The 13,328-nt window shown below is 41.8% G+C and carries 10 protein-coding genes and 1 pseudogene; 6 read left to right on the forward strand and 5 right to left on the reverse strand.

Going from position 1 to position 13,328, the window contains the following annotated elements; genetic code table 11:
• Positions 1 to 112: 112 nt before the first annotated feature.
• Positions 113 to 928 carry a DUF1206 domain-containing protein gene (locus F7734_RS30785; protein WP_155748371.1) on the reverse strand — a complete coding sequence of 272 codons (816 nt, stop codon included), beginning with the start codon at positions 926 to 928 and terminating at the stop codon, positions 113 to 115.
• Positions 929 to 1,068: 140 nt separating this feature from the next.
• Here F7734_RS30785 and F7734_RS30790 point away from each other — a divergent pair, with 140 nt between their 5' ends.
• Positions 1,069 to 1,932, forward strand: coding sequence for an alpha/beta hydrolase (locus tag F7734_RS30790; protein WP_155748372.1), 864 nt, complete (start codon positions 1,069 to 1,071; stop codon positions 1,930 to 1,932).
• Between the two features lie 73 nt (positions 1,933 to 2,005).
• On the opposite strand, the pseudogene F7734_RS30795 reads toward F7734_RS30790, so the two are convergent.
• Positions 2,006 to 2,349, reverse strand: a pseudogene (locus F7734_RS30795) (DUF938 domain-containing protein); the annotation flags it as partial.
• 422 nt (positions 2,350 to 2,771) lie between these two features.
• Here F7734_RS30795 and dpdE point away from each other — a divergent pair.
• On the forward strand, positions 2,772 to 6,095 hold the full coding sequence (gene dpdE, locus F7734_RS30800; protein WP_243147182.1) for a protein DpdE: 3,324 nt from the start codon (positions 2,772 to 2,774) through the stop codon (positions 6,093 to 6,095).
• Positions 6,096 to 6,210: 115 nt separating this feature from the next.
• Here the strand turns inward: dpdE and F7734_RS60930 are convergent, their stop codons facing one another.
• Both F7734_RS60930 and F7734_RS30805 read right to left on the reverse strand, forming a co-directional pair.
• On the reverse strand, positions 6,211 to 6,372 hold the full coding sequence (locus tag F7734_RS60930; RefSeq protein WP_166482254.1) for a hypothetical protein: 162 nt from the start codon (positions 6,370 to 6,372) through the stop codon (positions 6,211 to 6,213).
• Positions 6,373 to 6,542: 170 nt separating this feature from the next.
• Positions 6,543 to 7,199, reverse strand: coding sequence for a DUF938 domain-containing protein (locus F7734_RS30805; RefSeq protein WP_155748373.1), 657 nt, complete (start codon positions 7,197 to 7,199; stop codon positions 6,543 to 6,545).
• 185 nt (positions 7,200 to 7,384) lie between these two features.
• On the opposite strand from F7734_RS30805, the gene F7734_RS65550 reads away from it, so the two are divergent.
• The 4 genes from F7734_RS65550 (at position 7,385) to F7734_RS30825 (ending at position 12,022) form a co-directional block, all read left to right on the forward strand.
• On the forward strand, positions 7,385 to 7,762 hold the full coding sequence (locus F7734_RS65550) for a DEAD/DEAH box helicase (protein ID WP_155748374.1): 378 nt from the start codon (positions 7,385 to 7,387) through the stop codon (positions 7,760 to 7,762).
• Between the two features lie 223 nt (positions 7,763 to 7,985).
• Positions 7,986 to 8,126, forward strand: coding sequence for a DEAD/DEAH box helicase (locus F7734_RS30815; protein ID WP_155748375.1), 141 nt, complete (start codon positions 7,986 to 7,988; stop codon positions 8,124 to 8,126).
• Complete coding sequence (gene dpdJ, locus F7734_RS30820) at positions 8,127 to 11,795, forward strand: protein DpdJ (protein ID WP_347566313.1); 3,669 nt, start codon at positions 8,127 to 8,129, stop codon at positions 11,793 to 11,795.
• Positions 11,765 to 12,022, forward strand: a complete 258-nt coding sequence (locus F7734_RS30825) for a hypothetical protein (protein WP_155748377.1) — start codon at positions 11,765 to 11,767, stop codon at positions 12,020 to 12,022. The genes dpdJ and F7734_RS30825 overlap by 31 nt, the downstream gene beginning before the upstream one ends.
• A 376-nt stretch (positions 12,023 to 12,398) precedes the next feature.
• Here F7734_RS30825 and F7734_RS30830 read toward each other — a convergent pair whose 3' ends face one another.
• Positions 12,399 to 13,151 carry a hypothetical protein gene (locus tag F7734_RS30830; protein WP_155748378.1) on the reverse strand — a complete coding sequence of 251 codons (753 nt, stop codon included), beginning with the start codon at positions 13,149 to 13,151 and terminating at the stop codon, positions 12,399 to 12,401.
• Positions 13,152 to 13,328: the final 177 nt, after the last annotated feature.

Here is a 13,328-nt window from a genome sequence, read left to right on the forward strand (position 1 = left end):
TTTTTTTTTGTTTTTTGTTTTTTGTTATTTGTTATTTGTTAGTTGTTAGTTGTTAGTTGTTAGTTGTTAGTTGTCATACCATTATCTACTAACAACTAACCACTAACCCTCCTCAACGTGTCATTACATGACGGTACCGCGCTTGAATAACCATGTAAATGCCGTATGCAATCAAACCCAGCGCAACAATTCCTAAAAGCCAGGGACCATAAGGTTGTTGTGCTAACGTTTGCAAAGCCAAATCTAACCCACCTGCTTTACTAGCATCAGACAATGTTGCTGCTTGAATTAAAAACCAGCCAATAATACAGAAAACTATGCCCCTTGCTAGTAAACCAAATCTAGAAATACCCATGACTAACTTTCGTTCTGAATCGTCTAATTCAGTTAAGTTAAGTTGTCGTCGAAATTTAGCACTAAAGGCTTCATAAAACTGATAGAACCCCAGACCGATAGTAAATGCACCTATAGTACCAACTAACCATTGACCAAAAGGCTGAGCAAGAAGTCGTGCGGTCCAATCTTCTGTAGAGTTACTACTACCAGCTTTGCCAGAACCTAAAATAATCTGTACTGCACTCAAAGCTAAACCTGCATAGACTAAACCGTTAATTGCATAACCAATTCTTTGTGCTATTCCTTTAGCATCAGTACCTTTATTTTCTGGATCTTTGATGGCTTGTACAAACCGCAAAATGACGTATCCAATTAACCCAATTGCTACTAAGGCAAGCAAAAACTTTCCAAATGGTTGACTAACTATTGTATGCAAAGCACCTTGAGTATCGGTTGTTCTTCCACCACTACCAAAAGCCACTTGTGCTGCTAGCAGTCCCACGATACTATAAACTATTCCTTTAGAGATATAACCGAATCGAGCAAGTTTCTCCATCCATGATGAGCGATAGCCTATCAGTTGTTGTGTCATACTATTTAGATAATGTAATTATGGCTAATTATGTAGCCAAACTGTTGAAGATACACATCTATCAAAAGTAAAATATGTAGTAAGAAGTTAGTTGACAGCTAAGTTAATAAAATTAAAGAAACATTTAGAGGATTCTAAAAATGTTTGTTACACAAGACACTTGGAAGCACGAATATATTCTTACTAACGGGGTAAAACTGCATTATGTAACTCAGGGCGAGGGTCCTTTGATGCTGATGTTGCACGGATTTCCTGAGTTTTGGTATTCCTGGCGTCATCAAATACCGGAATTTGCCAAAGATTTTAAAGTCGTCGCTCTTGATTTGCGGGGGTACAACGACAGTGATAAGCCAAAAAATCAATCCGCTTATGTCATGGATGAATTTGTGAGGGATATCGAGGGAGTTATTACAGGTTTAGGATACGAAAAGTGTACTTTGGTGGGACATGATTGGGGAGGTGCGATCGCATGGAATTGTGCCTATTCTTATCCTAATTTGATAGAAAGATTAATTATCCTTAATTTGCCTCATCCTGAAAAATTCCGTGAAGGATTGCGGACTCCACAACAGTTATTACGCAGTTCCTATATCTTCTTTTTTCAACTACCCAGTTTACCTGAATTTATCATACAAGCAGCAGACTATAAATTCATAGAAAATGCTTTTATAGGTTTGGCAGTTAACAAAAATGCTTTGACTAAAGAAGATATTGAAGCTTATAAAAATGCGGCAGCAAAACGAGGAGCTTTAACAGCAATGTTGAACTATTACCGCAATTTGTTTCAACAAAAAATCATCAATGAAAGTTGGAGTGTGTTAGAAGTTCCAACATTAATGATTTGGGCAGAAAATGATACTGCTCTTGGTAAAGAACTCACCTATGGTACAGAAGCTTATGTAAGAGATTTACAAATTAAATACATTCCCAACTGTAGCCATTGGGTACAGCAAGAACAGCCTCAATTGGTCAATCAGTATATCCGTGAGTTTTTAGCAAGCTGATTTTTGGAAGAGAAAAAATATCGAGCGATTGGAAATCGCTGCTATACAAGCGAAGTCCGCGCAGGCGGAGTCTCTAAATTTGTTGAAAAATGACGGAAAGATTGTTTGCTGGCATTTGGTATGTTTTTACTAAAGTCAGATTTTGTGTCTTTGCTGCATCTGCAACGTCGTTGAGGTCCCGCACGCCCCATTCTGGATTTTGCGATACGGCTTCAGCCTTAAGCCTTTGGCTTATCGCAATGACTCGTCAAAGGCTGCATTGCTTGGGGCTGTATGTTTTCCATGGACTTTAAATGGTCCGTACATATATAGGATGCCTCCGGGTGGTAGGATGCGATCGGCACCTGCCATGAGTCCCAAGCAAGCAGACCAGGGTGCAATGTGTATCATATTAATGTTGACTAGGGCTGTCATTGGTCATTGGTCAAGTGTCATTTGTTCTAGTTTATACGTTTCCTAACGTTTACTGATTTTTTTGGTTGACAGTGTAAAAAATAATAATCATAATATGGGACAGGGTTTGAATCTTGCCGTAGACGTTGTTAAAACAGGGCTAGCCTTTTATAGGTTTTCAAGCATAGCATCAGATTCCGATAGTCATCTCAAAGAATTGGTTGATGTCAAGTCTTAGCAATCGGGTATTGAAAACTAAGGTGCAGGTAAAACCTGTTTGTCAGTATATAATGATTACTTTAATGACGTAGAGTGAGTGAAGTGTAACATTTAAAAGATTCAAAATCTGGAAAGTACGTTTAAGGGACTAAGTAGGTAGGCGGATATCAACAGAATTAAGAATAATACGCCTGAAACCCTTACCAATGACAAATGACAAATGACAAATGACAAATGATATGATTAAGCCTGGTTCACTGGTACAGTCCCGCAACAATGATTTGGGGATAGGAAAAGTTACGGAAATATTATCTAATGCTGATGCAAATGTTGAGTATTTCTGCTCAGTAGGACAACGGATTGAAAAAACTGTACACTTAAGTTCGTTGTTTGAAGTCAAGCTGCAGCCTCAGACTCGATGTTATACAATGTCTTCAACCCTGGATAATTGGATAATTGGCAGAATCTCCGCTTGGGATGAAGAGACGGAACATTATCAAATTGACTTACCTGATAAGAAAACTATCTTTGCGAGCGAACAGGAAATTTATGTCCGTTGCAATCGCTTAAAGGCAAATCCTATCGAAATATTGGGTATAAAGGGTCATGAAACGCCTTATTTCCACGATCGAAGATTGGCTTTCTACAAATGCTTGATTCAGCAACGTGCTGTGAGTCGCGGGATGACTGGATTGTTGAGCGCGAATATCGAGCTTTATCCCCATCAAGTGGAAGTGGTTCGGCGGGTACTGGAAGATCCGGTTCAACGTTACCTGCTAGCGGATGAAGTGGGCTTGGGAAAAACCATTGAGGCTGGTGCTATTCTTCGTCAATACCTGTTGGATGAGTCTTCTGGAGACGCTGTCGTCATAGTTCCGCAGTATTTGGTGGAACAATGGCGTACTGAGTTGGAAAAGTTTTATATCTCTCATTTTCCCAACAGGGTAAAAGTACTTGCTGTTGAGGATATCACTCAGGTGAGTCCAAATGCTAAATTGGGTTTCCTTATTTTAGATGAAGCTCACAATATTGCTGCAATGGCAAAGTCTTCGGACTCTTTGCAACGCAAGTTGTTTGAACGTTGCAAACTCTTGGCTCATAAAAGCGATCGCTTGCTGTTGCTCTCTGCGACTCCTGTTGTCAATCGCGAGCAAGATTTTCTCGCAATGCTTCATTTACTAGACCCAACAGCTTATCAACTTGATGATTTGCAAGGTTTTTGCGATCGCGTACAAAAACGCCAAGATATCGGTAGAGTGCTGCTGTCTTTTAAAGAAGGCGCAAATCCCTTTGTTCTTAAAACTAACCTCAAACAACTTCGCAGTCTGTTTGCTGAAGATAAGTATTTACTGAATCTGGTCGATGAATTGCAAAATTGTTTGGAAGCAAAGGACGCTGAGCGAGATAAGATAGTTAGAGCGATTCGCACTCACATCAGCGATACCTACAGGCTTCACCGCCGTATGCTTCGCAACCGTCGCGCTTCCGTAGAAGATGTGATTTTTGACCGCAATATTACTCCGAAAGTTGAGTATGACTTAGATGAGCGATCGCCCGAAATCCACGAACTCATCGATGAATGGCGTACTGTCGTCCCCAATGAGGAGCCGTATAAAAGAATTTTTCTGTTGTTCTTCCTAGCATCTGGGACTTGGTTGGGTATTTTAGAACAGGTTATTGCTGCGCGTTTAAGCGGTAAAACTCATCCTAAACTTATCCAGGAGTTTGGTGAAGAAAATGTTCGCATTTTGACTGCAACTCCTAAATTTTCAGGGGAAGAAGCGATTCTAGAGTCTTTACTCAAAATCATTCGTCAACCTGTAGAGGATGGACAACGCACGGAAACTTTGAAAACAGTGCTGTTGAATCAGCTAGCTGTACACTTTAAAATTCCTACCTCAGTTCGGAGAAATAAAGAGGAATTACTGACAAGGATACAGCAGAGAATTCGCCGCCCCATTTCTGAAGATGTTCTCCCGAAATTTGTTATCTTTACCAGTTTTGTACAAAGTTGTGCTGAAATTGTACGCGCTTTGTCGGATACCTTTGGAGCAGAGACAGTCGCCAGCCATCAATCTGGGGAATCGAGAGACAAAATTGAGAAGAATATCAATAGATTCAAGAATAACCCAAACTGCTTTATTTTGGTATGCGATCGCTCTGGAGAAGAAGGACGCAATCTCCAGTTTGCTGACTGGTTAATTCACTTTGACCTTCCTTGGTCGCCCAATCAATTAGAGCAAAGAATTGGTAGAATTGACCGTATTGGGAGCAAAATTGGCGTTCAATCTTGTGCGTTGCTTGGCCCCTATATAGAAGATAGCCCGCACAACGCTTGGTATCAAATACTGAAAGATGGATTTGAAATTTTCCAGCAATCAATTGCGAGCTTGCAGTTTTATGTTGAGGAAAAAATCACAGAATTGGAAACAGTTTTGTTTAAATCAAGTGCTGCTGGATTGTTGGAAAAAACTGAAGAAATTAAAGCACAAATTCAAGCCGAAATCGTCAAAATTAGCGAACAGAATGCTTTAGATGAAATTGATGCAAGTGATGAAGGTGCTACTGAGTATTTTCAAGAGCTAGATAATTATGACGCAAAACATCCAGAAATAAAACGAGCCATTGAATCTTGGATGTGCGATGCGTTGGGATTTAGGTCAATCAATGACTCAAATTCACCAGAAGTGCGGCGCTATCAACCCACAACTCGCACGTTAGTTCCTGTGGATGATTTGAAAACTCGCTTTGCTAAGAGTTATCTAGACCAATTTGGTACTTATAACCGTAGGGTAGCCAACCAAAATCCCGGAATTAAACTCTTTCGTTTGGGAGAAGGATTGGTAAACTCGCTATTAAGTTATGTAGACTGGGATGACCGAGGACAAGCCTTTGCCATGTGGCGTGCGGATGCATCTTGGGATACAGCTCTTGGGATGGAATGGTTCGGGTTTCGATGCAATTATGTCGTGGAAGCCAACTTAAAAACTGCAAAACAGATTTTAAAAGAGTACGACTTGGGGACTTCTAAGTACAAAATTTTGCAGCGACGTGTTGACGCTTTATTTCCGCCAATTATCGAAACTATATTTATTGATGGTCGCCACCAACCAATGAGTATGGTTGAAGATGAAAAGCTTTTAAATATACTGCGACGCCCGTATAACAATAAAAGCTATCCATACCGAGATTACAATTTGGCAAAGGAAGACGTAGAAATTATTGAAGATTTTGTCGATGCAAGTCAATGGCAAAAGTTTTGCTATCAAGCACACAAGACATCTTCGGAATTACTCGCCCGTCGTTCCGATTTTATTGACTTGTGCAAACGGTATGCTTTAGTTGCGGAGAAGAAGTTAGGTTCTCGAGAAGAACAGTTACGCCTGCGTCTGAACCGACAGAGTAGCGATCGCTTTCTCAATGAGGAGTTGGAGATAGAAAAAGCTCTAAATGCAGCCATTTTAGAAGGGATTCGCCAACCTCTACTGAGACTAGATTCCGTCGGTTTCATCATTATATCCGGACGAGCACCCGTTACATCTAGTCAGTGACCAGTAACATAAAAACAAGTAGGTTGGGTTGAGGAACGAAACCCAACATTTACTTATCAGTGCAGCCAAAAAATATAAAAACAAGTAGGTTGGGTTGAGGAACGAAACCCAACATTTACTTATCAGTTTTAGGATCGTCGGAAGTCGTAATGATTGTACGCGATCGCTTGCTAAGTCTATCTAAGTACGTCTCCAGAGCTAATTTATCTTCACGATGGCTCATAAAATATTGTCGCAACTTTGTATCAGACATGGCTTCATAGTTTACATGGCTCATCAAAATACATCTCCGTTTAGCGCAATTTGGAATTCCAGTTCCTCGTCATACCCTGCTAGAATGTATACGTTTTGAGTTCGGTTATCAACACAAATAATATGTATGGGTTGGAACATAAAATAAGTCAGTTGATAACTCGATTTCCCATCGCCCAAAACCCGATTCCGATTCTAAATTCGTTGAAAAATAACAGAAAGATTATTGGCAGGCATTTGGTAAGTTTTTACTAAAGTCAGATTTTGTGTCTTTGCTGCATCTGCAACATCGTTGAGGTCCCGCACGCCCCATTCTGGATTTTGCAATCGCAATGACTCGTCAAAAGCTGCATTACTTGGGGCTGTATGTTTTCCATCGACTTTAAACGGACCATACATATATAGGATGCCTCCAGGTGGTAGGATGCGATTAGCACCTGCCATGAGTCCCAAACAAGCAGACCACGGTGCAATGTGTATCATGTTAATATTGACTATGGCTGTCATTGGTGTGTCATTTAAGTCATCAAAATGACTCCACCTTGGTGATGCATCTTTTTCCACTGACCAAACTGGCGCACAAACATCAATCTCAATGGGTGGGTAAAGATTTTCGCAAGAAAGGTTTGCAGACCATGCAGCAATACTGGCGCGTAATTGCGGATTGGGTTCGGAGGGTAGCCATTTACGGGGTTTCAGGCGTGGAGCAAAGAAGACGGCGTGCTCTCCAGAACCGCTTGCTATTTCCAAAATAGTACCGTTGGGTGGGAGTACGTTCAAAAGAACTTCCAAAATTGGTTCGCGGTTACGCTGGGTTGCGGGTGCATATTTTCGAGCATCGTCATTTGTCATTTGTCCTAAGTCCTAGTTTATACGTTTCCTAACGTTTACTGATTTTTTTGGTTGACAGTGTAAAAAATAATAATCATAATATAGAACAAGGCTTGAATCTGTTTAAATAAAAATCCTATCGAAATCTTGGGTATAAAAGGTCATGAATCGCCCTATTTCCACGATAGAAGATTGGCTTTTTACAAATGCTTGATTCAGCAACGTGCTGTCCAGATACTCCTTTATATAAAGAAGAAATTCGTCGTAATTACGAACCAGTTCCAGGCGATCCGTTTTTAGAGCTTGTACAATTGGACGCGTACCGCAGTCTGGGACAAAGAGAAGCCATTCACGCGATTTTAACGGCTCCTCTCAAGTCAACTTTGGTAGTGAATTTACCTACTGGTGCGGGAAAAAGTCTTTGCGCTCAACTTCCCGCACTCTTGGAATCTCAAACTGTGGGTGTCAGTGTTGTGGTTGTACCGACGACAGCACTCGCAATTGACCAAGAAAGAGCATTGCGACCGTTAATCCAACATGATAGTAACCGTTCACGGGGGGTAGAGCATTTGCCTAAATCCTAAAGTCTTTGCTATGCAAGGATTTAGACTGATTTACGGTGTGCGCTAATAGTACCTAAAATGTCTCAATGACAATTTTCCGAGCAATATAGCAATTTTGACTACTCAAAATTAACCGAAAAAAATCAATTAGGGACTGGTTTTCGTATTGATTTCGTTTGATTTCATGTTGTGCATTTTTTTGACCCCCCCGTGAACGGTTACCAATTCCCCCTCCCGTGGTGAAGTGCAGCTCGCAGATTTTCAGCTACGTGCTACAAGTCAGATACTCCAAGACCTTAAAAGTACCAAAAGTCGGGGAGCGATCGTTTGTGCTGGAACTGGAACGGGGAAAACTTTAGCGTTTTACTTACCAGCGCTTGCATAGATCGCGGATTTAGTCAACAAAAATGAGTACTGGAGTAAAGGACTAGCAATTTATCCCCGCAACGAACTCCTCAAAGACCAATTTTCTGAAACTTATCAAGAAGCACGTCGCCTTGATGAAGTTTTTATAGCAGAAGGAAAGCGTAAAATCCTAATTGGTGCTTTTTTTGGCTTAACTCCCAGAAGCGCTAGCTTAGAGCGGGTGCAAGAAAAATGGGAATCTGAAAGTGGTGGGTTTACTTGTCCTTACCTGCGATGTCCTAAATGTGAAGGTGCGCTGTCCTGGCGACGGGTTGATTTGGAAGCGAGAAGAGAAAAACTTTCTTGTCTCAATCTTTCCTGCGGTGCTGCTATCCAAGAATATGAAGTGATTCTAACACGCGATCGCATGGCAAAAACTCCTCCAGACTTGGTTTTTACCAGCACGGAAATGTTAAATCGGTCTATGGGAGATTCCCGCTACGGTCATATATTTGGTGTCGGAGCAGCAAAAACCCCTCAGATAGTTTTGTTGGATGAAGTCCATACATATACAGGTATACACGGAGCGCAAGTTGCTTACCTATTGCGACGGTGGCAAAAAATCATTGCCAAGAAAGTCCAATTCACCGGGCTTTCTGCAACACTAGAAAGTGCAGCCGAATTTTTCAGCCAACTTACAGGTTTAAATCCCAGTTTGGTGGAAGAGATTTCACCAGGTGAAAACCTAATTGCTGAGGGGATGGAGTATCAACTAGTTCTTAGAGGCGATCCCGTATCGGGAACAAGTCTGTTATCGACAACTATCCAAACAGCAATGTTGTTGCGACGAGTCCTTGACCCATCGGAAGAACCTCCCAGCAAAGGGTTTTTTGGTTCTCGTGTTTTCGCCTTCACAGACGATTTAGATGTAACCAACCGCTTATTTCATGACCTTTTAGATGCGGAAGGTCGCGATAGTTGGGGTCGTCCCATGCGAGGACGACAGCCATTCGCGGCGCTGCGATCGCACAGTGCGGCTGATGGTAGAGACAGACTCATTGCAGGTCAATCTTGGTTGTTGTGTCAAGAAATCGGTCATGGATTAGAACTCCCATTAAGCATTGGACGCACCAGTTCGCAAGATACTGGAATCACTCCAAATTCAGATGTCATTGTTGCGACCGCTGCTTTGGAAGTGGGATTTAACGACCCTGAAGTTGGAGGTGTGATTCAGCACAAAGCACCGAGAGATATGGCATCTTTTTTACAAAGAAAAGGAAGGGCGGGGAGACGCCGAACCATGCGACCCTGGACGGTAGTGGTGTTATCTGATTACGGAAGAGACAGAATCGCCTATCAGAACTACGATATGCTGTTTAACCCAGTTTTGGAAAAGCGAAGTCTCCCCATATCCAATCGCTATGTCATCCGCATTCAAGCTGTTTTCGCCTTTATGGACTGGGTAGGACAGCAATTAACTTACCCAGGAAGTGTTTGGAGTGACTTTGCTAGCCCCAATTTACTCAATACCAACCGTCAAAAACAAGAAATCGAACTTATCAAAAATATCCTTGAAACGGAAGCAGGACTCAACAGTTTAGAAATATATTTGTCCTCAGCATTACACCTCACCAAAGATGAAGTCGAAGCAATTCTTTGGGAGCCCCCACGCTCGTTGATGATGGCGGTACTTCCTACTTTACTGCGGCGTTTGGAATCTGGTTGGAAGTGCTTTACCAGCCATCCAGATGAATCAAAAAGAGACTATCAAACCCGCGATCCTTTACCCGATATCGTTCCCCCTAATTTATTTACTGACCTGTTGTTGCCAGAGGTGCTAATTACTACACCAGCGCAAAGCCGCAACAGCGAGCCAGATGTCAACCCTTTGCCCATTGTCCAAGCTCTGAAAACCTTTGCTCCAGGGAGAGTCACGCGCCGCTTTGGCATACAGCACATTCATGCGAGCCACTGGATTGCTCCAAAAGACTTGCAACACAGAGAGCAAAATTTACCTGTGGAGGACTACTGTACTGAATTTGAAGAAGTGGGAAATTTTCAATTGTTGCAAGATGGAGAAGTCGTAGATATACGCTGCATTCGTCCTTGGGCGATTCATCCCACCCAAGTTCCGGGTGATATTGCAATTACCTCCAATGCCCAATTGGAATGGTGCTGTCAAATTATACCACCTGACTCTGGCATAAAACTCGAACTTCCTCAAGGTTCTCCGTGGAGCAAACTCATTACAGAAGTTTGCTGTTTTACCCACGCTCAACAATCGCCAGTGGAAGTGCGAAGGTTTGCGATCGCATCCCAAGCAAACATCCGCTTTAAAACGGGTCAAGAACTCGACACCACAATTCGCTTCACCCACAGTGATGGTCGTCCAGCAGCTGTGGGATTTGCTCAATCCGTAGACGGTTTGGTCTTTCGGTTTTGTGTTCCACCTAATTTCAGCATCAGTCAGAACGATTCCAATCAAGAGAAGATGAGGGCGTTTCGCACGGCGTATTTCCAACACAAAATCTTGACAAATAGGCAATTATGTGTATTAACAAATGGATTCCAACGGGAATGGCTGTATCAAATATACATATCAATGCTTACCGCCCGCGCCTTAGCAGACCAAATCTCCCTATCAGAAGCTTTTGAAGCTCTTTTAGGTGAAGATATAGGTCAGGAAATGGCAAGGGTTTTAGACAATATCTTCCAAACCTTGAATGTTGAGGAAATCTTACTAGAACCAGGGGAATCTGCGTCGGGGGAAATTCAGGGAAGGCAAAGAGTACACGATAGGTTGCGATCGCTGTGCAACACAGATATAATCCAATGTATCTTAAACGACATTGCCCCAGTTTTGTGGTCAGAACCTGATGAAGAATGGAACGCTTGGGCAGCATTGCGTTTAAAAGCAACCATGGGAGGAGCGATACTCAATGCTTGTGGGCAATTGTGTCCTCATTTTGACTTGGACGACCTGATTTTGGATATCGAACCGGGTTTTCGTCCGCCAGATGCACCTGCTATTCCAGAGGGTGTGGAAGAAATTTGGATAACTGAGTCTACTATTGGCGGTGGTGGAGTCATTGAGGAAATTTTACGGCGCTACACTGCAGACCCTGGGAACTTTTTCCGATTGGCGGGGAATGCACTGCAACCAGCAGATTTTGAGATTGTAGATTCAGAACTGACGCGGTTCTTGGAATTGACTCAGAGCAGTGAGGATGTTATGAATGCAATGGCAGAAGTGCGATCGGCAGAGGGATATAATGAACTAAAACAAGCAAGCGATCGCCTCCTTAAAGCCCTATCCTCTCAAGGAATTTTGGTCACGCATCCAGTGATAACTGCAATTAACGCACGGGTTTTGCGTCCTGGAAGTACTCCTCAAACAGATAAATTACTGCTGGATTTGATTCGTTTGTGGCATGAAGAAGAAAATCGGTTAGAAATTGAGATAGATGCGCGGGTTTTTGCTTATGTAGTGAGTCATGATGACCGGTTAGATCGGGTGTTGTTGCATCTCGGTTTAGTACAACCATCACCCTATTGGCGGTTTCAGGTGATTTATGGGTTGTTGTGGGCGAGAGGGAATATAGTGCGTGCGAGGGCTTTATCTTCCTATAATCCCTTTCGCTGCTTCCCGATGCAGATAGAGAACTGTTACTGGATGTATTGCAGGCGGATGAACAAACAGTTTCGCTAGATGAAACCAACTGGCGGGAACAGGTGGAGGAAGCATTTAGACAAGGTGGATCGGTTTTTTTGATAGCACGTCCTGATGCAAGAGAGGATTTAAAAGCAGCAATTTTGAGTTTAGCAGTGGAACCCGTGGAGTTAGGATTTTTGCAGGTTTACCCGATGGTAGAGGGAGTGCAACGCCATTCGCAAGGGTTTGCGGTGCGGTTACAAGTGCGGGAGATGGTGCAGTGATATTGAAGTCAATAGTTGCTAATTGAGCATTTATAGCAATTCCCACTTTCGTGAGGTACAGGATAATGAACTAACCGCAGATGAACGCGGATGGACGCAGATAAATTCGTACCTCAGCAAAATAGGAAACGCTATATCATGACAAATCAATTGTAGCGGTTGTCAGGTGTTTACTCGCTTCCCGCCATAAAATTATACCTATATTCAAAAATAATTTTTAACCGCAAAGACGCAAAGAACGCGAAGGTAAGATGTCGAAGATTGGGTGTAATTTTCCTGATTTCTGAGTCATATTAACAAGGCTACTAATAGATCCCTATAAAATCGGTAATTTTAGAGCGGGAAGGGAGTAATTTCGACGCTTTATTTGTTCATGTTAAAACTGTATTTCGTCAGTAGACCCAAATTCTCCACTTTCTTCTTTTGTAGTTAAAACTGGCTTTTTCCCAATACCATCCCCTAACAGTAGATATATGAGAGAAAACATACGGTGAAACAAATAATCAACGTGTACGCTTGAAGTAATAGGAGTTTTTCCTACTTCTGCGTGCCTTATCATAAAGTTGTTACCTATGTAAGTTAATGCTTCAGCATCCTTGTTCAGAACCTCTTTCATTTTTTCCTCATTAGATGATTTTTTTAAAAGCATTTCTACAGATTTTTTCTTATTTGATGGATCGTCTAGTGTTTTTATTCGTTCCCAAGCATCCCACAGCTTTTCCAATGCTTCTAAACGTACTTTTAAATCTGGGTTAAGATATTTAATCCTAGCTGTTTCGAGCAATAAGTCCAACTCTTTATCATTTGTTTGAAAAATAGCATTATTTAAGATATTGCTGACTATAGGAGGGGCTAAACGGGTAATGTGTCCATTTTCCTGTAATTCAAAGGTTATACCATTCAGTTCAAATTTCCTGTTGACTTTATTGCGAAACTCTGATTGACCTTCTTCTCTTTCAAACCTTAAATGATGGTGTTGAAAGTATTTATGATACTCATACTCAATTGGTTTTGCTATTTTTTCATGACAAAACTCTAGAAGTTCAAGAATTGTTAAAGTGCAAGGTTTATCTAATTCGTCTAGAGGCCATTTGATGTTTGGAAATGAAGACAATATATCTAATTTCATCCCCGATAGCTCCGTTCCATATACGTGATTGTTATTCTCAGGAAATTATGAAAATTGTTACTAGTTAGGAACAAAAAAGCACTCAACCAGTGTTGGAACAGGAAGCGGTGAATCTATTGTAGGGAGGGATGGCTGTTGAAGCAATTGCGCGGGTAACAGGGTGAACAGTGGAGCGAG

Source organism: Scytonema sp. UIC 10036 (genome assembly GCF_009725235.1).

Coding starts and splice junctions, on each gene's coding strand:
- dpdE (WP_243147182.1), top strand. CDS start 2,772: ATGACAAATGATATGATTAAGCCTGGTTCACTGGTACAGTCCCGCAAC.
- F7734_RS30830 (WP_155748378.1), bottom strand. CDS start 13,151: ATGAAATTAGATATATTGTCTTCATTTCCAAACATCAAATGGCCTCTA.
- F7734_RS30785 (WP_155748371.1), bottom strand. CDS start 928: ATGACACAACAACTGATAGGCTATCGCTCATCATGGATGGAGAAACTT.
- F7734_RS60930 (WP_166482254.1), bottom strand. CDS start 6,372: ATGAGCCATGTAAACTATGAAGCCATGTCTGATACAAAGTTGCGACAA.
- F7734_RS30790 (WP_155748372.1), top strand. CDS start 1,069: ATGTTTGTTACACAAGACACTTGGAAGCACGAATATATTCTTACTAAC.
- F7734_RS30805 (WP_155748373.1), bottom strand. CDS start 7,199: ATGACAAATGACGATGCTCGAAAATATGCACCCGCAACCCAGCGTAAC.
- F7734_RS65550 (WP_155748374.1), top strand. CDS start 7,385: ATGCTTGATTCAGCAACGTGCTGTCCAGATACTCCTTTATATAAAGAA.